Raw genomic sequence first — 25,581 nt, 5'->3', positions numbered from 1 at the left:
CTACGGCATACACCACTCCGCTTAAATGTCAACTATCAACCGAACGTTGATGTAGACTCGCCCCCACTGTACTTAAGGAAACAAGCAATGAAGTGCGCTGCCAGCCAAGCCTTCAGCAGTAGTGCCGAAGAGCAACTCGCTTTCAGCCAGTTTGCTGCTGCTCAGGTCCGCGACCTAGGCCTCCTTCGCGACATCAATCAGACCTGTTCAGCGCTTGAGCAAAAGCGCAAGGTCTTCGTGTTCGTCAATGACATGGTGTGCGGAATGTTGAAGTCGCTCGCCAGCGTGGACAGCGTGGTCCCGGAAGATGAGATCCTGGAATCGATCAACCGCATGAGCGATGGACTCATTGGCTACTCCGGAAATCTGAAGGCCGGCCTGAAGTCTGCCAATCGTGATCGGCAGTTGCGAGCGGATGATGGTGTACATGATGCGTATCGCGCAGCCATTTCCGCACTGTGCGATCTTCATGAAGTGGTTGAAGACTACAGAATGGCGTTGCTCCATCACAACGCGTTGCGCGATGCTGGCGATGCTGGGCCTGTGCTTTCCAATGCCGACGAAATAAAGGCCTATCTCGAACGCATGTGATGCTGAAGATCACAGGGGTTCAACTGGGGAAGGATTCCTTTCAGAGAGACTTCGTTTCTCTCCCTGAAGAGGTGAAGGCTGCTTTTCGCGAGAGGATTCCGACGCTCCTCACGCACCCCGCGGCGAGCCGACTGCGGCTGCACGATCTCTCCGGCTTCAAGCCGAAGATCTACAAGATCGATGTGACTTCCAGTGGCAAGATGTACCAGGCTACGTTTCACCTTGATGGATCGATCGCGGTTTTCCTGCGCGTGGCAATTCATAAGGAAATCGATCGTCGGCCAATCTGACCCCGCTCCGGCGGGGTTTTCTTTGCCTGGTGCTGCGTTGGACTGCGTCAACTCGGTCCGCGCAACTTGCATGAGATGCACTGGCGTCCCTGTCGCGCAAATGCTCGAGAAAGCCGCGTGTAGTTCCGGTGTAATGATGCCGGAAATTCCCAGAGTTTCACCGTGGAAATCGGAAATCGAAGGCGCGCTGATATTCGCGAAAACAGCCTATTTCAAGGAATTTTGGAGCGTATCGACGGCTCCCGGAAACTCAGCCGAACCGGATTATGAGTCCTCTGCTCTAACCGTTGAGCTATAGGCCCGGACGCGTCTGGGGCAAGCGGGCGAGGCGATGGCCGCCAACTTGGGGCCTCTGGCCCGCGTGCGCCGAGTCGTGCGTTAGTTTAACGTCTGCGGCGGTGCCGTGTCTTGCCTGCACGATCGACAAAAAAGGACGTCGACAGGCTGCAGCGTAACGATAGCAACTGACTACGAGATAGCCCGCCGGACATCACTCGTCCGATCTCCCCCCCAACCCCTGTTCCTCATGGGAGATCCTCGCGAAGACAGACATGCTAGCGGTCCTACCTCAAAAACTGCAGGAACCTTCGGCGAGGATGTGTGCGCCTTGCGCTCTTGCTCTCAGGAAGCTGCAGTGCTGCATCCAGAACAACGAGTATGGCCACCAGCGACGAGAGATCCTCTCGAAACTCAATGCGGACACTAGCCGCGTCCCTGTCCTTATTGTACTGCTGCCGTAGCACACCAAGGATATCGCACTGCTGAAGCCGGCGGGCAAGTCCGACAGCCCGCGCCAACTTGATGCCGAGGCCGCCCATGTCGTGCAGCGACGGACGCAAAGTCACTACGGCTTCAGGTACATGCAATGGATATCGGAGATCATTCTCCTTTGTCAGAAGCTGCTGGAGGTTGTGGTCTTGGCCCAATTTCACTAAGCCAAGAGCACCAGCAGCCGCGACATGCCATCGGTGCACCGGTTGCCTCAGCTCCTCCCGGAGCCACATGGCTCGCTCTTTTCGCTCACGCCGCAGTCGCCTCCATTCCGCCCCGGAGGCCATCAATGCCACCCATACAGCCGCAACGGTTCCAATCGCCGCCCAGGCGTCCCAGTTCACCACGCAGGTCGTGCTCAGCCACCAGCACTCGCTCACACCATCGAGCATGCCCATCCCCCCCCCCCCAATCCCGGTAAGCGATTCTGCCACGGCAAGCATCTATGCCAACAGCAAGCTCGCCACTACTTGGACTGTCGATCTCACGCACCAGACAACGTACGACGACGAGGGAGCGAACTGCAAGGCGAAGCGATAACGTCGCAGTAGAGCTAATAAAGGCACTAGACTAAGCGTGGGGGGCCTGAGTGGCCTAGGCAAGGAAGGAGGGGGCAATGGCAAGCGCAAACGAGAGTGCCGCAAAAACGCTGGCTTCTGGAGCTGCAATTAATCTTACCGTATTAGAACAATGGCGGAGATTTCGCAACTTGATCGTCGAGCCATGGACGCTAATGTTGCTAGTGGCTTCGATCGTACTCTTTGTGATCGGACAGCAACAACTAAAAAGCGGCGTAAATGCGCTCATCCAAATATTGCTAGCAGTATCATCAGGCGTGCTTGGCGCGCGCGTTACAGAACTGATTGCTGAGGCGCGAGGGCAGAATGTATTGACGGCTCGGGGCACGGTAGCAGTGAGAGGCCTTAAGCTCATGCTAGTGCAGACCGCAGCCTTCGAGCGGCGGCTGCACAAATTTCGAAACCATCGCAAACACATAGAATCAAATCCAGATGTAACCGAACGAAATTACGAAGAGGCTATTGAGTTCTGCAAGCGCATCCAGGAAGAAGCTGCGAGCGCAATGGAAACTTGGGCGGACATCGTACCGACCGCGGATCTTAGCTCCCTCATAGGACGAATCACGGAAGCAGAAGAGCAGCGTGACGTAGTAAGAACGCAGCTTGAGTCTGCACAGAAGGAGCTTGCCAGGGCTGCGGATGATGCTCAGGATGCGGCTGCTCTCAGGGAGCGCGTTGGCCTTCTCGAGCAGCAGGAGAAGACCTATGAAGAGCGCCTACGTTCGCTGAATCGAAGGCTCGCCAGTAGAACCGCACCTCCTAGCCAGTCTTCTAGATACTTGGAAACTGCATTGGAGAGAGCCAAGGAAATGCGCAAGAAACAAATGGAAAAAGAAAATCACGAAGCCGCTAAGCGCGCTTTTGAAATGGCGCGTGAGCAACAGAGACGATCTGACGAACTTTGACGATCGCGCAAGCAAATGATTTTACTTTAACTTCCGCGGCGGCGGCAGCTCGTTCGTGACCGATACTGCGCTGGATTCCCGCCGTCAATGCTCAGTTAGGGTGGCAACGACCGCATCGACAAGCAATGCGGTCATTGACGCTCCATCAGCCGGGCACGCACAACCGCCCTCCCCTCAATCCTCCAACCCCAACACCAGCACCCCCAACGGCGGGATGGTCAGCGACAGCGAGGCCGGGTGCCCATGGGCGCCGATGGCCTCGGTGCGTACGCTGCCGCCGTTGCCGGTGTTGCTGCCGCCGTAGATTTCCGCATCGGAGTTCAGCAGTTCGCGCCAGCGGCCGCCGCGAGGCACGCCGATGCGGTAGCCGTGGTGCACCAGCGGGGTGAGGTTGGCCACCACCAGCAGCGGGGCGTCGCTGCCCTGGGCGGTGCGCAGGTAGGCGAACAGGCTGTTGCCGGCGTCGTCGCCGATGACCCAGGCGAAGCCGTCGGGGTCGTCGTCGCGGGCGTGCAACGCGGGGTGTTCGGCGTACAGGCGGTTGAGGTCGCGGACCAGACGCTGGATGCCGCGGTGGCGCGGGTCGTCGAGCAGGTGCCAGGGCAGCGCGGCGTCGTGGTTCCACTCGGTGGGCTGGGCGATTTCGCAGCCCATGAACAGCAACTTGCGCCCGGGGTGGGTGTACATGTAGCCGAGGTAGGCGCGCAGGTTGGCGAAGCGCTGCCAGTCGTCGCCGGGCATGCGCCCGAGCAGAGAGCGTTTGCCGTGCACCACTTCGTCGTGGGAGATGGGCAGCATGAAGCGCTCGGAATACGCGTAGACCATGCTGAAGGTCAGTTCGCCGTGGTGGTAGCGGCGGTAGATCGGGTCCAGTTCGATGTAGTGCAGGCTGTCGTGCATCCAGCCCATGTTCCACTTGTAGTTGAAGCCCAGGCCGCCGTGCGCCAGATCCGCTGTAACGCCCGGCCAGGCGGTGGATTCTTCGGCGATGGTGATGGCGCCCGGGGCGTGTTCGGCCACGACCTGATTGAGCCGGCGCAGGAAGGCGATGGTTTCGTAGTTCTCGCGGCCGCCGTGGATGTTGGGCACCCACTCGCCGGCGTTGCGGCTGTAGTCGCGATACAGCATGGACGCGACGGCGTCCACGCGCAGGCCGTCCACGTGGTAGCGCTGCAGGAATTCCAGGGCGCTGGCGATCAGGAAGCCGGAGACTTCGCGCCGGCCGTGGTTGTAGATGAGCGTGTTCCAGTCGCGGTGGAAGCCTTCGCGCGGGTCGGCGTGTTCGTACAGCGAGGTGCCGTCGAAATGGGCCAGGCCGTGCGCGTCGGTGGGGAAATGCGCCGGCACCCAATCGACGATGACGCCGATGTCTTCGCGGTGGCAGCGGTCGACGAAGCGGGCGAAGCCATCGGGCGAGCCGAAGCGCGCGGTGGGCGCGAACAGGCCCAGCGGCTGGTAGCCCCAGGAGCCGCCGAACGGGTGTTCGGTGACCGGCATCAGTTCGATATGGGTGAAGCCCATGTCGGCGACGTAGGGGATCAGGCGGTCGGCCAGGGCGTCCCAGTCGAGCATGCTGCCGTCGTCGGCGTGCATCCACGAACCGGCGTGGATCTCGTACACGCTCAGCGGTGCGTTGGGGCTGTGGCGGCGCGCACGCGCGGCCATCCAGGCGTCGTCGCGCCACTGGAACGGGGTGGGATCGGGCACGATCGAAGCGGTGCCGGGCGCCAGTTCGGCGCGGCGCGCGACCGGGTCGGCCTTCGCCGGCAGGTCTTCGCCACGCGGGCCGCGCAGGGCGTACTTGTAGTGCGCGCCGGCCTCGACGCCGGGCACGAACAGTTCCCACACGCCGGCCTGGTGGCGCAGGCGCATCGGGTGGCGGCGCGGGTCCCAGGTGTTGAAGTCGCCGATCACCGCCACGCGGGTGGCGTTGGGCGCCCACACCGCGAAACGGGTGCCGCGCACGCCGTCCACTTCGACCACGTTGGCGCCGAGTGCGTCGGCCAGCTGCAGGTGGTGGCCTTCGGCAATCAGGTGCAGGTCGAAGTCGCTGAGCTGCGGGCCGAACGCATAGGCGTCCTCGGTTTCCTGCTCGCCGCCGGGCCAGCGGATGCGCAGCCGGTAGCGGCTATCGTCGGGCAGCGTGGCGGCGAAGAAGCCGGGGCTGGGGCCTTCCTGCAGCGGCACTTCGCGGCCGTCGTCGAGCACCGCGGTGACCGCTTCGGCCCCGGGCAGGTGGCTGCGCAGCACGCGCGCGTCGCCGATGCGGTGCGCACCGAGCACGGCGAACGGATCGCCGTGGCGGGCGTTGGCGAACGCGCGCAGCGTTGCCTCGTCCCAGGTGTGGCCGACATCACTCATCGAATCGCCTCCTGTGGCGCGGGAAAGCGTTCGAGTATGCGCAGCAATCCCTGTATCGGCACCATGATCCAGGCCGGGCGGTTGGCGGCCTCGTAGCGAATTTCATAGCTGGCCTTTTCGATCAGGAACAACAGGGTGGTGGTTTCGAAGGCGGCCGGCGCGACCCACGGATGCGGGCTGGCGTCGAGCACCTGGCGGTAGGCCGACAGGAAGGTGGCGCTGGCGCGGCTACGGAATGCGGACAGGAAGGCGTCCAGCGCGGTGTCCAGGCCGACCCCGGCGCGTGCGGCGGTGCCCTCTTCGCCGCGTGCGGAGACTTCGCTGGCGTAATCGAGCGAGCGCAGGAAGCCGGCCACGTCGTGCAGCGGGCTGGCCTTGGCGCGGCGTTCGTCCAGCGACTTGGCCGGCTCGCCTTCGAAGTCGATCAGCACCACGTCGTCGAACGCGACCAGGATCTGGCCGAGGTGGAAATCGCCGTGCACGCGGGTCAGCAGTGCGCCATCGAGCAGGGCCGGCGCCTGTTGCAACCAGGCGTCCAGGCGCGGGCGTTCGGCCAGCAATGCGTCCACCACGGCGCGCTCGGCGCCGTCCTCGCTGCTGTCGCGATGCGCAGCCAAGGTGTCCCACATCGCCTGCACCTCGTGCTCCACGCCGGCGACCACCTGCCGTGCGGCCGCCGCATCCACCGGTTGCGGCGCGAACGCGGCGGCATTGGTGGGTTGCGCCAGCACGTCGTGCAGTTCGGCCAGGCGCCGCCCGACCACGGCGGCGAAGGCATCGTAGCCGGCCACGCTCTCCTCGCGCGCGGCATCGTCCTGCGCGGCGGCGTATTCCTCGGCGCCGCGCGCCAGGTGATCCAGGGTCCAGCGCCAGGCGTCGCCCTGGTTGCGCACGAAGCCTTGCAGCAGGGCCAGGGTGGTTTCCACGCCCTGCGCGTCGACGCGGGTGACGTGGCCGAACAGTGGCGCCGCGTTCGCGTAACCGATCGCGGTCAGCCGCTCGCCGAGTTCGATCTCGGGGTTGGCGCCGGCGGAGACACGGCGCAGCAGTTTGAACACCGCCTTGTCGCCGACGATCAGCGAGCTGTTGCTCTGCTCGGCCGACAGCCAGCGGATCTCGGCGTCGTCGGCGATCTCGACCGCGGCCAGCGCCGGCGTGGGGCAGAAGCGGATCTGTTCGGGCGCGGCATCGGCACCGGCGTGGGTCTCGCCATCGACCGACAGCACCGCGCCTTCGCGCAATGCGGCAAGCGTGGTGCGGGTCAGCGATTTCAGCGCGAAGCCATCGGTGAGATAGCCGACTTCACGGCCGTGCCGCACCCGCGCCAGCGCCAGCTGTTCGGCGAGCACGCTGGGTTGTTCGCGGTCCCAGACGATGCCCAGCGGCAGCATGTAGCGTTCGTATTCGCCGTGCTCCAGCTCCGCTTCGATCTCCAGCATGGTCAAGGCGTCGGTGCCGGGCAGCGGGGTGCGGCGGGCGATGCGTACGCTACGCAAGGCGCGGTCCTTGGCCGCGAACCAGCGCCGCGTGGACAGCCAGGTCGGCAGGATGTCGCGCTCCAGCGTGCCCAGGTGCGGCAGCAACGCATCGGCATCGACTGCGCCGCGCAGCACCAGGGTCTGATAATCGGGCAGCGGCATCGGCGCGGGCACGTGCCAATCCGGCAGGGTAGCGTTGCCGACCAGTTGGAACGCGTAGAAACCGAACGCCGGCACGGTGAGCAGGTAGGTCAGACGCCCGATCGGCGGGAAGCTGCCGCCGCCGATGATGTCCACCGGCACGCGGCCTTCGAATTCGGACAGGTCCAGCTCCACCGCCTGCAGCGTGTGCGACAGGTTGGCCACGCACAGCACGGTCTCGTCCTCGTGGCAGCGCAGGTAGGCGAGCAGGCGGCGGTTGCCGGGATACAGAAAGCGCAGCGTGCCGCGGCCGAAGGCGCGGTAGCGCTTGCGCACCGACAGGATGCGCCGGGTCCAGGTCAGCAGCGAATGCTGGTCGCGCTGCTGCGCTTCGACGTTGACCGCCTGGAAGCCGTACAGCGGGTCCATGATCGGCGGCAGCACCAGCGCGGCTGGATCGGCGCGCGAGAACCCGCCGTTGCGGTCGATCGACCACTGCATCGGCGTGCGCACGCCATCGCGATCGCCAAGGTGGATGTTGTCGCCCATGCCGATCTCGTCGCCGTAGTACAGCACCGGGGTGCCGGGCATGGTCAGCAGCAGCGAGGTCATCAGTTCGATGCGGCGGCGGTCGCGTTCGAGCAGCGGCGCCAGGCGCCGGCGAATGCCTAAGTTGATGCGCGCACGGCGGTCGGCGGCGTAGGTCTGCCACAGGTAGTCGCGCTCCGAGTCGGTGACCATTTCCAGGGTCAGCTCGTCGTGATTGCGCAGGAAGATCGCCCACTGGCAGCTCTCCGGGATTTCCGGGGTCTGGCGCATGATGTCGGTGATCGGGAAGCGGTCTTCGCGCGCGATGGCCATGTACATGCGCGGCATCAGCGGGAAGTGGAACGCCATGTGGCATTCGTCGGCGTTCTCGCCGAAGTACTGCTGGGTGTCTTCCGGCCACATGTTGGCCTCGGCCAGCAGCATGCGGTCGGGATATTCGGCGTCAAGCGTGGCGCGGATGCGGCGCAGGATGGCGTGGGTTTCAGGCAGGTTCTCGTTGGAGGTGCCGTCGCGCTCGATCAGGTACGGCACCGCGTCCAGGCGCAGGCCGTCCACGCCCAGGTCGAGCCAGAAGCGCATCACTTCCAGCACCGCTTCCAGCACGGCCGGGTTGTCGAAGTTGAGGTCGGGCTGGTGCGAATAGAAGCGGTGCCAGAAGTATTGGCCGGCGACCGGGTCCCAGGTCCAGTTGGAGTTCTCGGTGTCGCAGAAGATGATGCGGGTGCCGGCGTAGTCCTGGTCGCTGTCGGACCACACGTAGAAGTCGCGTTCCGGCGAGCCGGCCGGCGCGTTGCGCGCACGCTGGAACCAGGAATGCTGGTCGGAGGTGTGGTTGATCACCAGTTCGGTGACGATGCGGATGCCGCGCGCGTGCGCCTGCGCCACCAGCCGTTCGAAGTCGGCGATGCTGCCGTAGTCCGGATGCACGGCCATGTATTCGGCGATGTCGTAGCCGTCGTCGCGGCGCGGGCTGGGATAGAACGGCAGCAGCCAGATGGTGTCCACGCCGAGGTCGGCGATGTAGTCGAGCTTGGAGATCAGGCCGGGGAAATCGCCGATGCCATCGTCGTTGGAGTCGAAGAACGACTTGACGTGCACCTGGTAGATGATCGCGTCCTTGTACCAGAGTGCATCGTGCGCGAGCGGGCTTGCCTCGCTATCGGCGGACAAGGGAACTGCAGCATTCATGAAGTGGCTCCGGCGCGGATACGCCATAGGGAAAACGGCCGCGACGGATCGAGGCGAATGGTTTGCTGTTTGCCGTGCCAGGCGAAGGCGTGGCCGTCCCACAGGTCCTGCACGGCGACGCTGGCATGGTCGGGCAGGCCCAGTTCCCACAGCGGCACTTCGATCTGTGCGTCTTGCGCGCTATGCGGGTCCAGGCTGATCGCCACCAGCACCAGGCTGCGGCTGCGCGCCAGGTGCGCTTCGTCGAGGAACTTGCCGAAGTACAGCACCTGGTCGTTGTGCGCGAGATAGAAGCGCGTGCCCAGGTGCGACTGCAGTTCCGGGTGCTGGCGGCGTAGCAGGTTGAGGCGGGTGATCTCATCGACGATGTCGCCGGGCGTGCGCTCGGGCCACACGCGCAACTGATATTTCTCCGAATCCAGGTATTCCTCCTTGCCCGGCGCCAGCGGCGTGGCCTCGCACAGTTCGAAGCCCTGGTACATGCCCCACAGGCCCGACAGCGTGGTCGCCAGCGCGGCGCGGATCAGGTGGCCGCCGCGGCCGCTCTGTTGCAGGAACACCGGGTTGATGTCCGGTGTGTTGACGAAGAAATGCGGACGGAAGCACTCACGCGGCGTGCCGGCGTTGAGTTCTTCGATGTAGGCCTGCAGTTCGGTCTTGTGCTGGCGCCAGGTGAAGTAGGTGTAGGACTGCGAGAAGCCGACCTTGGCCAGCCGGTACATCGGCTTGGGCCGGGTGAAGGCTTCGGACAGGAACACGACTTGGGGATGGCGGCCGCGCACTTCCGCGATCAGCCATTCCCAGAACGGGAACGGCTTGGTGTGCGGATTGTCGACGCGGAACAGGTGGACGCCTTCGTTGACCCAGAACAGCACCGCGTCGCGCAGCGCGTTCCATAGCTCCGGCACGGCACCGCTGGCGTAGAAATCGACGTTGACGATGTCCTGGTATTTCTTCGGCGGATTCTCCGCGTACGGGATCGAGCCGTCGGCACGCCAGGTGAACCAGTCCGGATGTTCGCGCAGCCACGGATGGTCCGGCGCGCATTGGATCGCGAAATCCAGCGCCAGTTCCAGGCCCTGCGCGGCGGCGGCGGCGCGCAGCCGGCGGAAGCCTTCCAGACCGCCGAGTTCTGCATGCACCTCGGTATGCCCACCGTCGGCCGAACCGATCGCGTATGGGCTGCCGGGCTCGCCAGGTTGCGCGTTGACCGCGTTGTTGCAGCCCTTGCGGTTCTTCTCGCCGATCGGATGGATCGGCGGCATGTACAGCACGTCGAAGCCCATCGCGCGGATATGCGGCAGGCGCGCGATCACATCGTCGAAGGTGCCGTGGCGCGCGAGGTCGCCGCTCTGCGAACGCGGGAACAGTTCGTACCAACTGGAGAAATGCGCACCGCGGCGCTCGGCCTCGACGCGGAAGGTCATCGGGTATTCGGTGCGGAACGGCTTGTCGTCGGCGCGCGCCATGGCCTCGGCGGTGCCGGGTTCGAGCAGGATTTCCGCAGTTGCCGAGAGGCCCTCGCTGCGCATGATGCGAGCGACGATCGCCTTCAATCGCGCGGCCAGCGCGCCGCGGCTGCGCGCGCGCGCCGCCTCGACCTGGGCCAGCGCTTCCTGCACGTCCACCGGCAGCAAGGTCCCGGCGGCGCGCTTCTTTTCCAGGTCGGCGTGGGTGGTGGCGAACACGTCGCGCCAGGCCTCGATCCGGAACTCGTAGCGGCCCAGCCGTTCCAGCGGGAATTCGCCGCGCCAGCGGTCGTTACCCAACGCGCGCATCGGCGCGGTGGACCAGGTGCGTGCATCGGCGGCGCGCCACAGCAAGGCCACCGCAATGCGGTCGTGGCCATCGCAGAACGCATCGGCTTCCACGCAGATGCGGTCGCCGACGGTGCGCTTGACCGGGAAGCGGCCATCGTCCACCGAGGGCGTCACCGTCTCAATGCAGATCCGCGCCGCCGCGGCGGCGACATCGGCCGGCGTGCGCGCGCGCGCGGCGGCCAGCACCGGACGCGCCGGCACGCTACGGTAGACGCGGACTTCGCCCGCTTCCAGGGTGCCGCCCTGGTCGCCCTGGATCGGTTCGCCCTGGTCGCTGAGCAGGGATTCGCTGTCGCCGAGCAGGCGTAGCAAGGCAGATCCCGGTACCGGTAGCAGATGATCGTGGTCGCTGTTGAGCAGCACCAGCCACGGCGCGGCGCCGAGCGGTTCCACCGCGACCGCGGTCAGCGCGCCGTCGCGCAGCAGCGGACGCAGGCGCAGGTCGTGCGTGGCCTCAGCCGGGAGCGCCTGCGCTTCGTCGGCGTCGGTGTCCATCGGTGCCGGCAGGACGGTGGGTTCGGCGATCGCCCAGGCATCGCCGAACGCGGACGCCAACCGGGCGCGTTGCGCGCGCCGCAACGGCGGCTGCGCTTCGCTCGGCGCATCGGGATCGATGGTGGCGACGACGCGACGCGCCAGGCTGCGCAGCGCCACGTCTTCGTCGAAGAACCAGCTGCCGCGTCCGTCCCACCAGGCCAGCGACGAGAACGCCGCATCGAAGCCGGCGCCGTGCAGTCCGCGCAAGGCCTCCAGGCCCAGGCCGGGGGTCCAGGCCAGGAAGGTCGCCTCGGGCACCTGCGCCTGCACGTCGGCGATCAGGCTGCGCCACAACGTGGCCGGCACGCGCTGCGGCTGCAGCACGCGGAAGCCGGCCAGGCCGCTGCGCAGCCAGTCGCGCAGGCGCACGCTCCACCATTGCGCCAGGCCCGCGCCCTCTTCCGCATAGGCGAAGCGGCCCTGGGCGATCTCGGGTGTGCCGCGCTGCGTGCGCGGATCCGGCAGCGCCGAGGTGCGCGCGCGGAACCAGTGCGGATGTTCCTGCAGCAGGCGGCTGCCGCCGCCGATCTCGTCGATGCGCAGATCGACCAACAGCTTCAGGCCGTGTTTCTGCGCCAGCGCCAGCCACTGCTGCAATTGCGCGTCGCCGTCGGCATCGTCGGCGGCCGGGTCCGCCAGCCGCCCTTGCGGGTCCTGCGCGAACGGGTTGGGCAAGATCACGTGGTCGCAACCGTTGGCCTGTGCGGCCGCCATGGCCGCCTCCAGCGCGGCCGTATCGAGGTTGCTCAAGGGGGACAGCAGGCAGACATGCATTCGGATATCCCGTTCGGCGTCAATGAGGAGTGCACGATCCAGACCGCAGCGATCGCCATCGGCGGTAGGAATCAGACGTCGCACAAGACGGAGACGGAATGCGCCTGCACGATGTGCCGCATCCGCAATCGGATTCGGCGCCGTGGCGCCAATGCCGCTCGATGCGATGCGACAGGCGCCACAAGACCACAGCCGATGCCAATGAAATGTGTTCATGGCATTAAGCAGGCGCATACATCGGCACACGAGGCATGCGCGACGGCGAAGTGCGGCATCGGCGCCAAAACGCCGCCGCCCGGGCATTTGCGAAGAAACCGTGGCGCACCTGCGGCGACGCGAACGTCTTAACGTCATCAAGCGTTCACGCGCTCGCCACTGGCTGCTCACCGTGACGTTACTGCCGTCGCACCATAGGTGTGCGCATGATGGCGCCGGCGTGCTGGCCGTTGCGGGCGGCGTGGCCGATATAAGGATGTCGTCCGACCGACCCGACTACGCCACCTCAAGCGTAGAGCGGCAGTGCCGATCACGCTCGCCTACCGAGCGCGAGGCAAGCCAGCCAAGGCCGATCGAAACCGGGAACGGGCGCAACGCAGCGAGTAGCGATGCCACAGGCGGGGTCGATGACGACCGTGGCACTCATGGCCGGTTCGAGAACCAGGCGATCCGACGCTACCGCCCTCCGCTGTCGATCATGTTCCGAGCTGGCCCAGGTCCCGATCGAGCAGGCAGTCGATGAACGCACGCAATGCCGGAAGCATGTAGCGGCGGCTTGAGTAGTAGAGATACAGGCCGGGCGCCGTCGGCGACCAGTCGGCCAGCACGCGCTTGAGGCGGCCGTCCCGCAGGGCATCGGCGATGCCGTCGTCGTTGTAGGCGTAGGTGATGCCCAACCCCTGCAGTGCGGCGGGCACGACGATGTCCTGGTGATTGGCGATCACCTGGCCTTCGCCGAACACCTCGGTGCTCCTGCCCTTCTTCCGGAACTCCCAGCCCGCGATCCGGCCGCTGCCGGGAAAGCGCCAGTTGATGCAGGCATGACGCGCCAGGTCGGCCGGGGTCTTCGGCTCGCCGTGCCGCGCCAAGTAGTCGGGCGAGGCCACGGCGAGCAGTTCGATGTCCGGGGTGAGACGCACCGCCACCATGTCCTTCTGCAGGCGTCCGCCGACGCGAATGCCGGCGTCGAAGCCCTCGCCGGCGATGTCGCTCAGGCCGTCGTCGATGACGATGTCGAGCACCACCTGCGGATGCGCGCGCGCGAAGCGGCCCAGGCGCGGCGCGATCACGTTCTTCGCCGCCATGCTGAGCGTGTTGATCCGCAATGTGCCGGCGGCGCGCGCGTTGCTGCCGACCGCCTGCGCGACGGCGTCGTCCATCTCGCGCAGCATCGGTGCGATCCGTTCGTGCAGGCGTTGTCCCGGTTCGGTCGGCGAGACGCTGCGCGTGGTCCGGTTCAACAGGCGCACGCCCAAGCGCGATTCCAGTTGTCGGACCACCTGCGAGAGCGCGGACCGCGACAGGCCTAGATGATCGGCCGCGCGGGCGAAGCTGCCGCGTTCCACCACTGCTACGAACGCCTTCAGTTCCGCAAACTCCGCGCCGCGCATTGTGCATCCATTTCTACATAGCTTGATCGGATAGTAGGCGATTTTCTTATCGGTGCGGTCGCGCCACTCTGCGTCCATGGACCCAGAAGGAACAAAGCCGATGAACGCACTGAACCTGCCCGAGCCGATCGCCGCCTACTTCCAGGCGGACACCCAGGACGGCCGGGCCGTCGCCCACTGCTTCACCCCGAACGGCAGCGTCCGCGACGAGGGCAAGACCCATCAAGGGCAAGCGGCGATCGAAGCCTGGAAAGCGGACACCTCCACCCGCTACACCTACACCACCGAGCCGCGCACGCTGCAGCAGGACGGCCAGCGCTACATCGTGACCGGACACGTCGCTGGCGATTTCCCCGGCAGTCCGGTGGACCTGCGCTACGTCTTCACGCTCGAGCGCGGCCGGATCGCCACGCTGGAGATCGCGCCATGAGCTTCGATCTGCGCCTCGCCGGCCAACGCGCGCTGGTCACCGGCGGCACGCGCGGGACAGGCGCCGCGGTGGTCCGCGCACTGACCCAGGCCGATGCCCGCGTGGTCGCGACGGCGCTCTCGCCGCCCGCGCAAGCGGTCGCCGGCGTCCACTATCTCGCCGCCGATCTCGCCACGGCCGACGGCGCCCGCCGCGCCGCCGATGCGGCGATTCAGCATCTCGGGGGGATCGACATCCTGGTCAACGTGGTGGGCGGTTCGTCGGCGCCGGCGGGCGGTTTCGCCGCGCTGGACGACACGCAATGGACGCGGGCGCTCGACCTGAATCTGATGTCGGCCGTGCGGCTGGACCGCGCATTGCTGCCGGCGATGCTGGCGCAGGGCGCCGGCGTGATCCTCCACGTCACCTCGATCCAGCGCCTGTTGCCGCTACCCGAGGCGACCATGGCGTACGCGGCGGCGAAGGCGGCGCTGTCGACCTACAGCAAGGCGCTGTCCAAGGAGGTCACCCCCAAGGGCGTGCGCGTCGTGCGCGTGTCGCCGGGCTGGATCGACACGGAAGCCTCCGCGGCGCTGGTCGAACGCGTCGCGGCCCAGGCAGGCACGGATCGCGACGGCGGCAGACAGCTGGTGATGGACTCACTGGGCGGCATTCCGCTGGGGCGCCCCGCCATGCCGGACGAAGTCGCCGACCTGATCGCCTTCCTGGTCTCGCCGCGTGCGGCCTCCATCTCCGGTGCCGAATACACCATCGATGGCGGCACGGTGCCGACCGTCTGACGCACACGGGCGCCGGATGACGCCCGCACCCACTCGAGAGGAAACCCCATGTTCAAGTAGGCCCCCTGCGGTCGCACAGCGCTGCACGACCTCGGCACGACCCACTGGCGGGCCGCGCTTACTGCCCCCGCTGCGCGCCTTCCCCGCCTTCGCTCATCGAATACGCCCGCTCCGCGCCCTCGCCCGCGGCCCAGGTCTTGTTCGGCTCGGCCTGCAGGGTGAAGCGCAGTTCGCCGCCGGCCATGATTTCCTCGTGGCGCAGGAAGGCGCGGTCCAGCGGGCGGCCGTTGAGGGTGACGCTGCCGATGTAGGGATGCGCGTCGTCCAGGCCGTCGGCGACGATGCTGAAGCGCTTGCCGTTGGGCAGCGCCAGGATCGCGTGCGGCAGAAACGGGCGGCCGATGATGTACTGGTTGCTGGCCGGCGCCACCGGATAGAAACCCAGCGCGGTAAACACGTACCAGGCCGACATCTGCCCCAGGTCGTCGTTGCCGGCCAGCCCGTCGGGACGCGCCGCGTACTGGCTGCGCATGATCTGCTGCAGCCGCGCCTGGGTACGCCAGGGCTGGCCTGCGTAGGCGTACAGGTAGGCGACGTGGTGGCTGGGTTCGTTGCCGTGCGCGTACCAGCCGATCAAGCCGGTGATGTCTTCCATGTGCTCGAACACCTTGGGATCGACCTTGGCCTCGAACACCTGGTCCAGCCGCGCCAGCAGCTTGTCCTCGCCGCCGTGCGCGCGGGCCAGGCCGGCCACGTCCTGCGGCACGTACCACGAGTACTGCCAGGCGTTGCCTTCGGTGTAGTCGCTGCCGTAGCCGCTGGCACTGGGATCGAACGGTTCGCGGAAGCTGCCGTCGCGCTTGCGCGCGCGCATGAAGCCGGTGTCGGCGTCGAAGGCATGCTGCCAGTTGCCGGCGCGCTTGCCGAATTCGCTGGCCACCTCGGTGCGGCCCATCGCCTGCGCCATGCGCGCGATGGTCCAGTCGTCGAACGCGTATTCCAGGGTCTTGGACGCGGCCTCGCCTTCCTCATCGATCGGCACGTAGCCCAGCTCGCGATATTGCGCGATGCCGTCGTAGGGGCCGTAGTCGGCGCTGGCGACCATCGCCTCCAGCGCGGCGTTGGTGTCGTAGCCGCGGATGCCTTTCATGTAGGCGTCGGCGATCACCGGCACGGCGTGGTAGCCGATCATGCACCAGGTCTCCAGGCCCTGGAACGACCACACCGGCAGCACCCCATTCGGACTGTTTTTGCGGTGCGCGAGCAGCGAGTTGACGATGTCGTTGGTACGTTGCGGCGGCTGCACCAAGGTCAGCAGCGGATGCAGCGCGCGGTAGGTATCCCACAGCGAGAATGTCGAGTAGTTGGTGTAGCCCTGCGCCTGGTGCACGGCGTTGTCCGGCCCGCGATAGCGACCGTCGCTGTCCATGAACAGCGTGGGGCCGAGCAGGCTGTGGTACAGCGCGGTGTAGAACTGGGTGCGCTGCGTTGCCGGCGCGTCCACTTCGACCGCACCCAGCGCCTGCGCCCATTGCGTGCGTGCCGCGCGGCGCACGCCGTCGAAGTCCCAGCCCGGCACCTCGGCATCGAGGTTGGCGATGGCGCTGTCCTCGCTGACCGGAGAGATCGACACCTTCACCAGCAGCGGCTCGCGCGTGGCCTGGCCGAAGTCGAAGCTGGCCACCAGCTGGCGGCCTTCGATCTGCGCGCGCTGCGCGGGGTCGTTATCGCCCGGTGGCGGGAAGCCCTTGTACGGGATGTCCTGCTCGGTGTTTTGCAAGGCATGGCCGCGCAGCGGCTGCGAGAAGCGCAGCGCGAAGTACAGCTGCCGCCCTGGCGCCCAGCCGCGGGTTTCGCGGAAGCCGGTGACGGTGCCGTCGGCGCGCACGCGCAGCCGCGACCAGCTGATCTTGCCGGTGTAGTCGTACATGCTGGTGCGCAAGTCCAGCAGCACGTGCGCCGGCTGGCCCTTGGGGAAGGTGTAGCGGTGCACGCCGGCGCGCGCGCTGGCGGTGAGTTCGGCGCGCACCTTGTAGTCGTCCAGGGTCACCGCGTAGTAGCCGGGCTCGGCACGTTCGTCGTCGTGGCGGAAGCGCGAGCTGTAGCCGCTGCCGGGCTTGTCCGGATCGCCGCGCTCCAGCCGCACCGCGCCGCTGATCGGCATCAGCAACACGTCGCCCAGGTCGGAATGGCCGGTGCCGGAGAAGTGGGTGTGCGAGAAGCCGACCAGGCTGCGGTCGTCGTAGCGGTAACCGGCGGCCCATCCGTAGGCATCCTTGCGCGGCTGGATGCGCGTGTCCGGGCTCAGCTGGACCATGCCGAACGGCACCGTGGCGCCGGGATAGGTGTGGCCTTCGCCGCCGGTGCCGATGAACGGATCCACCGCGGCGACGGCACGCTCGCCGGGGCTGGCGGCGGCGGAACTGGTGGCGGCGTGCGCCGCCGGCCAGGCGGCGGCGAGCAGCAGCGCGACGGCCGCGCGCTTGGTCCAAGTGTTGGGCATTGCCTCTTTCCCCGGTCGAATCGGTCCAAGAAACGGATACCACAAAAGCTGCCGTGCATTTTGCTGCACTGCAAAATGCGCAGCCGATCACGACGGCGCAGGATGGGCGGCCTTTTGAACCGGTCTAATCGCCGTGCCGTCGTCCCCCGCCGACAAACGCGTCACCGTGTCCGACATCGCCGCCGCCTGCGGCGTGTCGCGGGCGACCGTGTCGCTGGTGCTGCGCAACAGCCCGCTGGTGCATGCGGACACGCGCGCGCGGGTGGCGGCGGAGATCGCGCGGCAGGGCTACGTCTATCACCGCGGCGCGGCCAGCCTGCGCGGGCGCGCCTCCAACGCGGTGGCGCTAGTGGTCAACGACCTGGCCAACCCGTTCTTCGCCGAATTCGCCGGCGGCGTGGACGCGGCGCTGGCCGAGGCCGGCTACGTGATGCTGATGGGCAGCACCGGCGAATCGCCGGAGCGCCAGCACAGCGTGCTGGCCTCGCTGATCGAGCACCAGCCGGCGGCGCTGATTCTGTCGCCGACCGAGAACACCGACGCGGCGCGGCTGCGCCAGTTGCTCGGCACGCGGCTGCCGGTACTGCTGTTCAACCGCGCGCTGGACGGCGACTGGCCGCTGCTGGCGCTGGACAACCGCCGCGGCGCGCGCCTGGCCACCGAACACCTGCTGGCGCTGGGCCATCGTGCGATCGCGTTCTTCGGCGGCCACCGCCAGTCCAGTTCCTGCGCCGAACGCCGCTCCGGCTACCGCGACGCGCTGGCCGCCGCCGGCATCGCCGCCGACCCGGCGTGGCTGATCGAATGCGCGCCGACCCGGCTGGAAGCCGCGCGCCAGGCCGGCGCGCTGTGCGCGCGCGACCCGCTGCCGACCGCGCTGGTCTGCTACAACGACGTGGTCGCGCTGGGCCTGGCCAGCGGCCTGGCCGAACGCGGCCGCCACGCCGGCCGCGACTACGCCTTGATCGGCTTCGACGACATCGCCGAAGCCGCCGTCGCCACGCCGCCGCTGTCCACCGTCGCGGTCGCCCCGCGCGAACGCGGCATGCAGGCCGCGCAGCTGGTGCTGGACGCGCTGCGCCAGCAACAGTCACTGCCTGCGCTTACCATCGCCCCGTCCCGGCTGTGCCTGCGTGCCAGCAGCCGGGTCGCCTTATCGTCCGTTCCCGGAGTCGCTGCATGAGCCGTCGCCCGCTGTCCAACACTGCCGCCATCGCGGTGGTCAGCATGATCTTCTTCACCTGGGGCGGCCTGACCAGCCTCAACGATGTGCTGATCCCGCATCTGAAAGCCGTGTTCCAGATGAACTACGCGCAGTCGATGCTGATCCAGTTCACCTTCTTCGGCGCGTACTTCCTGATGTCGCTGCCGGCCGGCGCGGTGGTGGCGCGCGTGGGCTACAAGGCCAGCATCGTCATCGGCCTGGTGGTCGCGGCGATCGGCGCGGCGATGTTCTATCCGGCGGCGCGGCTGCCGTCGTATCCGCTGTTCCTGACCGCGCTGTTCGTGCTGGCCAGCGGCATCACCCTGCTGCAGGTGGCGGCCAATCCGTACATCAGCCTGATCGGCGAACCGAGCAAGGCGCCGAGCCGGCTGAACTTCGCGCAGGCGCTGAATTCGTTGGGCACCACCATCTTCCCGCTGCTGATCGGCCCGCTGATCCTGGCCGGCGCGGTGCTGTCGGCCGACAAGATCGCGGCGATGAGCGCGCTCGAGCAGGCTGCCTATCGCGGCGCGCAGGCGCAATCGGTACAGGAGCCGTATCTGCTGCTGGCCGGCGGCCTGTTGCTGCTGGCGGTGTTCGTGCTGGTGATGCGTATCCCCTCGCTGCGCGAGGACGACGCCGGCAGCGTCGAGTCGCATCACAGCTTCGGCGATGCGCTGCGACAGTCGCACCTGCTGTGGGGCGTGGTGGCGATCTTCATGTACGTCGGCGCGGAAGTGTCGATCGGCAGCTTCCTGATCAACTACATCTCCGGCCCGACCACCGGCGGCCTGACCGAAGCCACCGCCAGCCGTTACCTGGCGTTCTACTGGGGCGGCGCGATGGTCGGCCGCTTCGCCGGCGCCGCGCTGCTGCAGGTGATTCCGGCGCGCAAGCTGCTGGCCGCCTTCGCCGGCGTCGCCTCGCTGCTGCTGATCGTGACCATGATCAGCACCGGCCACGTGGCAATGTGGAGCGTGATCGCGATCGGCCTGTTCAACTCGATCATGTTCCCGACCATCTTCACCGTGGCCATCGAACGCCTCGGCCCGCTGACCAGCAAGGCCTCAAGCCTGCTGATCATGGGCATCGTCGGCGGCGCGCTGGTGCCGCTGGCGCAGGGCGCGCTGGCCGACGTGGTCGGCATCCAGCACGCCTTCGTGATCCCGCTGCTGTGCTACGCCTACATCCTCTGGTACGGCCTGCGCGGCTCGCGATTGTCGGCGAACCTGCCGGCCGAGGCGCCGGGCGCCAAGCCGGTAGCGCGCGCGATGCATTGATGCGCGAGACGGGCGCGGCGGCACGCTGCCGCCGTGCCTGCGCTCGGTTGTTCCTCCCCCTTCCCCCACTCACATGACTCCTAGCGACCGCATGAACCTGCCTGCCACGCCCCTGCCCGACTTCGCCGATGCCGCCGTGCTGCGCGCGCATATCGCCGACACCATGGCCTTCTACCATCCGCGCGCGATCGATCCGGCCGGCGGCTTCTTCCACTATTTCCGCGACGACGGCAGCGTGTACGACGCCGGCCATCGCCACCTGGTCAGCAGCACCCGCTTCGTCTTCAACTACGCGATGGCGGCGAACGAGTTCGCCGATTCGTCGCTGGCCGCCGAGTACCTGGACGCCGCGCGCCACGGCCTACGCTACCTGCGCGAGACGCATCGCGACGCCGCCAGCGGCGGCTACGTGTGGACCCTGCGCGACGGCGTCGCCGAGGACCGCACCCAGCACGCCTATGGCGCCGCCTTCGTGCTGCTGGCCTACGCCACCGCGAAGAAGGCCGGCCTCGACACCGACGCATGGATGGACGAGACCTGGCAGCTGCTGGAAACCCGCTACTGGGACGCCGCCGCCGGTCTGTATCGCGACGAAGCCACGCCCGAGTGGCAGTTCTCCAGCTACCGCGGACAGAACGCCAACATGCACCTGTGCGAGGCGCTGATCGCCGCCTACGAGGCCAGCGCCGAACCGCGCTACCTGCAGCGCGCGCTGCTGCTCGCCGACCACATCACCCGCCGCCAAGCCGCGCTGGCCGGTGGCCTGGTGTGGGAACACTACGACGCGAACTGGCAGGTGGACTGGGACTACAACCGCGACAATCCCAAGCACCTGTTCCGGCCGTGGGGTTTCCAGCCCGGCCACCAGGTCGAATGGTCGAAGCTGTTGGTGCTGCTGCACGGGCACCTGCAGGCGGCCGAGGGCAGCGCGCCGGACTGGTTGCTGCCGACCGCCCGCCACCTGTTCGACACCGCGCTGGCGCACGGCTGGGACGCGCAGCACGGCGGCATCGTCTACGGCTTCGCCTCCGGCACCGAAGCCGAGCCGGTGGTCGGCGTGCCCGACGTGGCGCAGCACCCGACCTATTTCTGCGACGACGACAAGTATTTCTGGGTGCAGGCCGAAGCGATCGCCGCCGCCGCGCGGCTGCTGGCCGCGAGCGGCGATGCCGGCTACCGCACCGCCTACGACAAGCTGTGGGCGTATTCGTGGGAACACCTGGTCGACCATCGCTACGGCGCCTGGTTCCGCATCCTCAGCCGCGACAACCGCAGCTACAGCGACGAGAAGAGCCCGGCCGGCAAGACCGACTACCACACCATGGGCGCCTGCCACGATGTGCTGGCGGTGATGCGCGGTAGCAAGGCGTTCGCGTAGGCATACGCGGGGCGCCGGCGATCCGGCGCCTGTGTTCCTGTAGGAGCGGCTTCAGCCGCGACAGCGTGTCACCGGTGAGACCCTGTCGCGGCTGAAGCCGCTCCTACAGGGGTCGGTCGCCCGCCGGGAGGGGGCGACAGCGGGCGTCGGTCGTGCGCAGGTGGTGCGATAGCGCAAGCAAGTGGCACCAATCCTTCGCCCACAAAAAAAGCCCCGCACATGGCGGGGCTTTTTCGTTGCCGCGAACCGCGCTCGATCAGTCGATATCGAGGAAGCTGCGTAGCTGCTCGGAGCGGCTCGGATGACGCAGCTTGCGCAACGCCTTGGCCTCTATCTGGCGGATGCGCTCGCGGGTGACATCGAACTGCTTGCCGACTTCCTCGAGGGTGTGGTCGGTGTTCATGTCGATGCCGAAGCGCATGCGCAGCACCTTGGCCTCGCGCGGGGTCAGCCCGGCGAGCACGTCGCGCACGGTCTCGGACAGGTTGATGTTGGTGGTGTTCTCGATCGGGGACTCCACGTTGGTGTCCTCGATGAAGTCGCCCAGATGCGAATCCTCGTCGTCGCCGATCGGGGTTTCCATCGAGATCGGCTCCTTGGCGATCTTCATCACCTTGCGGATCTTGTCCTCCGGCATGTCCATTTCCTTGGCCAGCTCCTCCGGCGTGGCCTCGCGGCCGTACTGCTGGAGCATCTGCCGGGAAATGCGGTTCAACTTGTTGATCGTCTCGATCATGTGCACCGGGATACGGATGGTGCGCGCCTGATCGGCGATCGAACGGGTGATGGCCTGGCGGATCCACCAGGTCGCATACGTGGAGAACTTGTAGCCGCGACGGTATTCGAACTTGTCCACCGCCTTCATCAGGCCGATGTTGCCTTCCTGGATCAGGTCGAGGAACTGCAGGCCGCGGTTGGTGTACTTCTTGGCGATCGAGATCACCAGACGCAGGTTGGCCTCGACCATTTCCTTCTTGGCCTTGCGCGCCTTGGCTTCGCCATAGGCCATCGCGCGGCTGATTTCCTTCAGCTCGGTCAGGCTCAGGTACGTCGCCTGCTCCACCGCCACGGTGGCTTCCTGCTCGGCGACGATCTGATCCTTGACGTCGCGCAGCGCCGAGGACCACTTCTGCTTGCGCTTCAGTGCGTCGTCGACCCAGGCCACGTTGGTCTGGTTGCCTTCCCAGGAACGGATGAAATCCTTGCGCGGCATCCGCGCCACGTGCGTGGCCAGGTGCAGCACGCGACGCTCGTGGTCCTTGACCTGGGCCATGGTGTCGCGCAGCTTGCGCACCAGCACGTCGGTCAGCGGCAGCGGCAGCTTCAAGGTGACGAACACCTCGGCGATGTCGGTGCGCAGCTTGGTGACCAGCTTGTGCTCGGCGCCGTTCTTGGCGTGCGCCTTCTTGAACTTGGCGTATTCGGTGGCCAGCACTTCCATGCGCCGCGCGACCTCGGCCGGATCCGGACCGGTCGGGCCGGCCTCTTCCTCGGCGGCTTCGACTTCCTCGTCGTCGTCGTCGGCATCGGCATCGGCGGCATCGTCGTCGCTGGCGACCACCGCCGGCGGCGCCGGCTCTTCTTCGATCAGGTCGTTGAAGCCGACCACGATCTCGGCCAGGCGCTTCTTGCCTTCCTTGTGCTGTTCGTAGTCTTCGAGCAGCGTCTCCACCGCCAGCGGGAACGCGCCCAGCGCGGCCTGGACCTGGCTGAGGCCTTCCTCGATGCGCTTGGCGATGGCGATTTCGCCTTCGCGGGTCAGCAGCTCGACCGTGCCCATCTCGCGCATGTACATGCGCACCGGGTCGGTGGTGCGACCACCTTCGGTGTCGAGTGCGGTCAGCGCCGCGGCGGCTTCTTCGGCCGCGGTGTCGTCGACTTCGCGGTTACCGGTGTTGCCGTCGTTGAGCAGCAGGGTCTCGGCGTCGGGGGCGACTTCATGGACGTCGATGCCCATGCCGTTGATCATGCTGATGATGTCTTCGATCTGCTCCGGATCGACCAGGTCGTCGGGCAGATGGTCATTGACTTCGGCGTAGGTCAGATAGCCCTGTTCCAGGCCCTTGCTGATCAGTAGCTTGATGTCGGATTGCTGGGCAGGACGTTCGTTGGCCATGAGTGCTCGCGCCACCGGCAGGTAGATGAATGAGTGAACCTAGCATTATAACAGCCCGGACCGCCGCTTGCCGGACAAGGAGCTGAATCGCTCCGCCAGGAGCGCCCCGACCTAGGGCCGAAGCAGGAAAGTGACCGGGCCGTCGTTGACCAGGCTGACGATCATATGGGCACCGAAGCGCCCGCTTTCCACCCCCGGCGGATGCCGCTCCCGGCAAATTTCCAGCAATCGGTTGAAGCCGCGTTCAGCCTCGATCGGCGGCGCCGCGGTGGTGAAGCTGGGCCGCATTCCCGAATCGGTATCGGCGGCCAGGGTGAACTGGCTGACCAGCAGCAAGCCGCCCTCGGTGTCGCGCAGCGAGCGGTTCATGCGCCCGCTGGCGTCGGCGAACACGCGGTAGCCCAACAGGCGCTCGGCCATGCGCTGGAACGTGGCCTCGGTATCGCCCGGCTCCACCGCCACCAGCGCCAGCAGGCCGGGGCCGATGCGACCGACCACCGCATCGTCGACGCGGACTTCGGCTTGGCTGACGCGCTGGATCAGGGAGAGCATGGGCGGGGACTCGGGACTCGGGACTCGGAAGCATCCGGGTTCGGCGGGGCGCTGTCATCCCGTCGGCATCATGGCCGAGTCGCGGCGCTCAGCGGAAGTCGCGATGGCCCACAAGCGGACCGATTCGTGATGCCGATCGGGTCATAGGGATGCATTCGACCTGGCACGGCCGGCGCAGCGGATAAACTGGCGCGATGAAACCCGCAACGCTCGCAACCGTTCTATATCGCTGCGCCGCCGCCATGGCGCGCCTGCCCTGGCCGTGGCTGCGGCGCCTGGCCGACGGCCTGGCCTGGCTGTGGCTGCGCAAGGACGCGCGCGAAAGCCGCGTCACCCGCCGCAACCTGGAGCTGGCCTACCCGGAGCTGCTGCCGAGCGAGCGCATCGCGCTGCACCGCGACGTGCTGCGCTCCACCGCGCGGCAGGCCTTCGAGACCCTGGTGCTGTGGACCCGGCCGCCGGCGCAGAACCTGGCCCGGCTGCGCCAGCGCAATGGACAAGACCTGTACGACGCGGCGCTGGCCTCGGGCCGCGGGGTGATCGTGGCGGCGCCGCACTTCGGCAACTGGGAACTGCTGAACCAGTGGCTGGCCTCGCGCGGCGACATCGCCATCGTCTATCGCGCGCCGGCCTCCGACGTCGGCGACGCCTTCCTGCAACTGGTGCGCAGCGGCGACAACGTGCGCCAGGTGCGCGCCGAAGGCCCGGCGGTGCGGCAGCTGTTCAAGGTGCTCAAGGACGGCGGCGCGGTCGGCATTCTTCCCGACCAGCAACCCAAGGCCGGCGACGGCGTGTTCGCGCCGTTCTTCGGCGTGCCGGCGCTGACCATGACCCTGGTCAACCGGCTGGCCGAACGCACCGGCGCGATCGTGCTGTTCGCGTGGTGCGAGCGGGTCGGCAACGACCTGGAATTCGCGCTGCAGGTGCAGCCGGCGCCGGAGGCGATCGCCGACCCGGACCCGCTGCGCGCCGCGACCGCGCTGAACGAAGGCGTGGAGCGCGTGGCGCGTCGCGACCCGGCGCAGTACCAGTGGACCTACAAGCGCTACACGCTGCGTCCGAATCCGACCGAAGCCAACCCCTACGCCACGGCCAGGCACCCGCACTAGCGGCGCGCATCCCGCGCAGCCGCTAGTCGTCGTGCGGGTCCGTCGGCGTGGCGAGGATGCGCTGGTAGAAGGCCAGGTCCAGCCAGCGCCCGAACTTGAAACCGGCCTCGCGCACGGTACCGGCATGCACGAAGCCCAGTTGCTCGTGCAGCGCGATGCTGCCGCTGTTGCTGGCGTCGATGCCGCCCACCAGCACGTGCACGCCGCGCGCCTGCGCCGCCTCGACCAGCGCCAGCAGCAGGCGCCGCCCCAGGCCCTTGCCGCGATGGTCGCGGTGCACGTAGACCGAATGCTCGACGCTGTACTTGAACGCCGGCCAGGCGCGGAACGTGCCATAACTGGCGAAACCGAGCAGGGTGCCGTCCACGTCCTCGACCCCGATCACCGGGAAACCGCCGGCGCGCTTGGCCGCGAACCAGCCGGCCATGCTCTCCGGCGGGCGCGGCCGGTAGTCGTACAGGGCGGTGGAACGGACGATGGCCTCGTTGAAGATCTCCAGGATCGCGCCGGCATGGCGCTGTTCGGTGCATTCGACGAGGTGCATGCGCAGGTCCTGGGGAACGGGTCCGGCGTAGTAGAAATCAATCGACCGCGCTTGAACATGCCCGTCCCGCCTGCCGGGCGGCCGCGACCACGATTT

General features: G+C 67.1%; 17 protein-coding genes. 9 read left to right on the top strand and 8 right to left on the bottom strand.

The window, feature by feature from the left end:
• The first annotated feature begins 87 nt into the window (after positions 1 to 87).
• The 3 genes from HEP75_RS03105 to HEP75_RS03095 all read left to right on the top strand — a co-directional run bounded on the left by HEP75_RS03105 (position 88) and on the right by HEP75_RS03095 (position 3,135).
• Positions 88 to 591, top strand: a complete 504-nt coding sequence (locus tag HEP75_RS03105) for a hypothetical protein (protein WP_185825408.1) — start codon at positions 88 to 90, stop codon at positions 589 to 591.
• Positions 591 to 881: a hypothetical protein gene (locus tag HEP75_RS03100; RefSeq protein ID WP_185825407.1), complete on the top strand. Its 291-nt coding sequence runs from the start codon at positions 591 to 593 to the stop codon at positions 879 to 881. The genes HEP75_RS03105 and HEP75_RS03100 overlap by 1 nt, the downstream gene beginning before the upstream one ends.
• A gap of 1,387 nt (positions 882 to 2,268) precedes the next feature.
• Positions 2,269 to 3,135, top strand: coding sequence for a hypothetical protein (locus tag HEP75_RS03095; RefSeq protein WP_185825406.1), 867 nt, complete (start codon positions 2,269 to 2,271; stop codon positions 3,133 to 3,135).
• A gap of 174 nt (positions 3,136 to 3,309) precedes the next feature.
• On the opposite strand, the gene glgB is transcribed toward HEP75_RS03095, so the two are convergent.
• From glgB to HEP75_RS03075, 4 genes are all read right to left on the bottom strand, one after another.
• Positions 3,310 to 5,496 carry a 1,4-alpha-glucan branching protein GlgB gene (gene glgB, locus HEP75_RS03090; RefSeq protein ID WP_185825405.1) on the bottom strand — a complete coding sequence of 729 codons (2,187 nt, stop codon included), beginning with the start codon at positions 5,494 to 5,496 and terminating at the stop codon, positions 3,310 to 3,312.
• A complete protein-coding gene (gene treS / locus HEP75_RS03085) occupies positions 5,493 to 8,852 on the bottom strand; it encodes a maltose alpha-D-glucosyltransferase (protein ID WP_185825404.1) in 3,360 nt (1,119 codons plus the stop codon). Before treS ends, glgB begins: the two co-directional genes overlap by 4 nt.
• A complete protein-coding gene (locus HEP75_RS03080) occupies positions 8,849 to 11,923 on the bottom strand; it encodes a maltotransferase domain-containing protein (RefSeq protein WP_255424067.1) in 3,075 nt (1,024 codons plus the stop codon). The genes treS and HEP75_RS03080 overlap by 4 nt, the downstream gene beginning before the upstream one ends.
• Positions 11,924 to 12,675: 752 nt before the next feature.
• The gene (locus HEP75_RS03075; RefSeq protein ID WP_255423978.1) at positions 12,676 to 13,668 is read right to left on the bottom strand and encodes a LysR family transcriptional regulator; all 993 of its coding nucleotides are present in this window, start codon (positions 13,666 to 13,668) and stop codon (positions 12,676 to 12,678) included.
• 22 nt (positions 13,669 to 13,690) lie between these two features.
• On the opposite strand from HEP75_RS03075, the gene HEP75_RS03070 reads away from it, so the two are divergent.
• Complete coding sequence (locus tag HEP75_RS03070; protein ID WP_185825401.1) at positions 13,691 to 14,020, top strand: nuclear transport factor 2 family protein; 330 nt, start codon at positions 13,691 to 13,693, stop codon at positions 14,018 to 14,020.
• The gene (locus HEP75_RS03065; protein WP_185825400.1) at positions 14,017 to 14,799 is read left to right on the top strand and encodes an SDR family oxidoreductase; all 783 of its coding nucleotides are present in this window, start codon (positions 14,017 to 14,019) and stop codon (positions 14,797 to 14,799) included. The genes HEP75_RS03070 and HEP75_RS03065 overlap by 4 nt, the downstream gene beginning before the upstream one ends.
• A 118-nt stretch (positions 14,800 to 14,917) precedes the next feature.
• Here HEP75_RS03065 and HEP75_RS03060 read toward each other — a convergent pair whose 3' ends face one another.
• Entirely contained in the window at positions 14,918 to 17,302 is a 2,385-nt protein-coding gene (locus HEP75_RS03060) for a GH92 family glycosyl hydrolase (protein ID WP_185825399.1), read from the bottom strand.
• A 133-nt stretch (positions 17,303 to 17,435) separates the two neighbouring features.
• Here HEP75_RS03060 and HEP75_RS03055 point away from each other — a divergent pair, with 133 nt between their 5' ends.
• The 3 genes from HEP75_RS03055 (at position 17,436) to HEP75_RS03045 (ending at position 21,164) form a co-directional block, all read left to right on the top strand.
• The gene (locus HEP75_RS03055; RefSeq protein WP_185825398.1) at positions 17,436 to 18,485 is read left to right on the top strand and encodes a LacI family DNA-binding transcriptional regulator; all 1,050 of its coding nucleotides are present in this window, start codon (positions 17,436 to 17,438) and stop codon (positions 18,483 to 18,485) included.
• Positions 18,482 to 19,786 carry a sugar MFS transporter gene (locus tag HEP75_RS03050; RefSeq protein ID WP_185825397.1) on the top strand — a complete coding sequence of 435 codons (1,305 nt, stop codon included), beginning with the start codon at positions 18,482 to 18,484 and terminating at the stop codon, positions 19,784 to 19,786. The genes HEP75_RS03055 and HEP75_RS03050 overlap by 4 nt, the downstream gene beginning before the upstream one ends.
• 91 nt (positions 19,787 to 19,877) lie before the next feature.
• Entirely contained in the window at positions 19,878 to 21,164 is a 1,287-nt protein-coding gene (locus HEP75_RS03045) for an AGE family epimerase/isomerase (protein WP_185825396.1), read from the top strand.
• A 256-nt stretch (positions 21,165 to 21,420) separates the two neighbouring features.
• Here HEP75_RS03045 and rpoD read toward each other — a convergent pair whose 3' ends face one another.
• Entirely contained in the window at positions 21,421 to 23,280 is a 1,860-nt protein-coding gene (gene rpoD, locus HEP75_RS03040) for an RNA polymerase sigma factor RpoD (RefSeq protein ID WP_185815134.1), read from the bottom strand.
• Positions 23,281 to 23,391: 111 nt separating this feature from the next.
• Complete coding sequence (dtd, locus tag HEP75_RS03035) at positions 23,392 to 23,832, bottom strand: D-aminoacyl-tRNA deacylase (RefSeq protein ID WP_185825395.1); 441 nt, start codon at positions 23,830 to 23,832, stop codon at positions 23,392 to 23,394.
• Between the two features lie 194 nt (positions 23,833 to 24,026).
• Between dtd and HEP75_RS03030 the strand changes: the two genes are divergently transcribed.
• A complete protein-coding gene (locus HEP75_RS03030; RefSeq protein ID WP_185825394.1) occupies positions 24,027 to 24,941 on the top strand; it encodes a lauroyl acyltransferase in 915 nt (304 codons plus the stop codon).
• Positions 24,942 to 24,963: 22 nt separating this feature from the next.
• On the opposite strand, the gene HEP75_RS03025 is transcribed toward HEP75_RS03030, so the two are convergent.
• The gene (locus HEP75_RS03025) at positions 24,964 to 25,485 is read right to left on the bottom strand and encodes a GNAT family N-acetyltransferase (protein WP_185825393.1); all 522 of its coding nucleotides are present in this window, start codon (positions 25,483 to 25,485) and stop codon (positions 24,964 to 24,966) included.
• Positions 25,486 to 25,581: the final 96 nt, after the last annotated feature.

The sequence above is a fragment of the Xanthomonas sp. SI genome (assembly GCF_014236855.1).
Classification (GTDB): Bacteria; Pseudomonadota; Gammaproteobacteria; order Xanthomonadales; family Xanthomonadaceae; genus Xanthomonas_A.
Note: the sequence above shows the minus strand (reverse complement) of the source record. Positions and strands in the feature narration are given on the sequence as shown.

What these genes read in the sequence shown, in the direction of transcription:
- HEP75_RS03050 (WP_185825397.1), top strand. Translation starts at nt 18,482, where the DNA reads ATGAGCCGTCGCCCGCTGTCCAACACTGCCGCCATCGCGGTGGTCAGC.
- dtd (WP_185825395.1), bottom strand. Translation starts at nt 23,832, where the DNA reads ATGCTCTCCCTGATCCAGCGCGTCAGCCAAGCCGAAGTCCGCGTCGAC.
- HEP75_RS03100 (WP_185825407.1), top strand. Translation starts at nt 591, where the DNA reads ATGCTGAAGATCACAGGGGTTCAACTGGGGAAGGATTCCTTTCAGAGA.
- glgB (WP_185825405.1), bottom strand. Translation starts at nt 5,496, where the DNA reads ATGAGTGATGTCGGCCACACCTGGGACGAGGCAACGCTGCGCGCGTTC.
- HEP75_RS03045 (WP_185825396.1), top strand. Translation starts at nt 19,878, where the DNA reads ATGAACCTGCCTGCCACGCCCCTGCCCGACTTCGCCGATGCCGCCGTG.
- HEP75_RS03080 (WP_255424067.1), bottom strand. Translation starts at nt 11,923, where the DNA reads ATGGCGGCCGCACAGGCCAACGGTTGCGACCACGTGATCTTGCCCAAC.
- treS (WP_185825404.1), bottom strand. Translation starts at nt 8,852, where the DNA reads ATGAATGCTGCAGTTCCCTTGTCCGCCGATAGCGAGGCAAGCCCGCTC.
- HEP75_RS03060 (WP_185825399.1), bottom strand. Translation starts at nt 17,302, where the DNA reads ATGCCCAACACTTGGACCAAGCGCGCGGCCGTCGCGCTGCTGCTCGCC.
- HEP75_RS03070 (WP_185825401.1), top strand. Translation starts at nt 13,691, where the DNA reads ATGAACGCACTGAACCTGCCCGAGCCGATCGCCGCCTACTTCCAGGCG.
- HEP75_RS03105 (WP_185825408.1), top strand. Translation starts at nt 88, where the DNA reads ATGAAGTGCGCTGCCAGCCAAGCCTTCAGCAGTAGTGCCGAAGAGCAA.
- rpoD (WP_185815134.1), bottom strand. Translation starts at nt 23,280, where the DNA reads ATGGCCAACGAACGTCCTGCCCAGCAATCCGACATCAAGCTACTGATC.
- HEP75_RS03075 (WP_255423978.1), bottom strand. Translation starts at nt 13,668, where the DNA reads ATGGACGCAGAGTGGCGCGACCGCACCGATAAGAAAATCGCCTACTAT.
- HEP75_RS03025 (WP_185825393.1), bottom strand. Translation starts at nt 25,485, where the DNA reads ATGCACCTCGTCGAATGCACCGAACAGCGCCATGCCGGCGCGATCCTG.
- HEP75_RS03030 (WP_185825394.1), top strand. Translation starts at nt 24,027, where the DNA reads ATGAAACCCGCAACGCTCGCAACCGTTCTATATCGCTGCGCCGCCGCC.
- HEP75_RS03095 (WP_185825406.1), top strand. Translation starts at nt 2,269, where the DNA reads ATGGCAAGCGCAAACGAGAGTGCCGCAAAAACGCTGGCTTCTGGAGCT.
- HEP75_RS03065 (WP_185825400.1), top strand. Translation starts at nt 14,017, where the DNA reads ATGAGCTTCGATCTGCGCCTCGCCGGCCAACGCGCGCTGGTCACCGGC.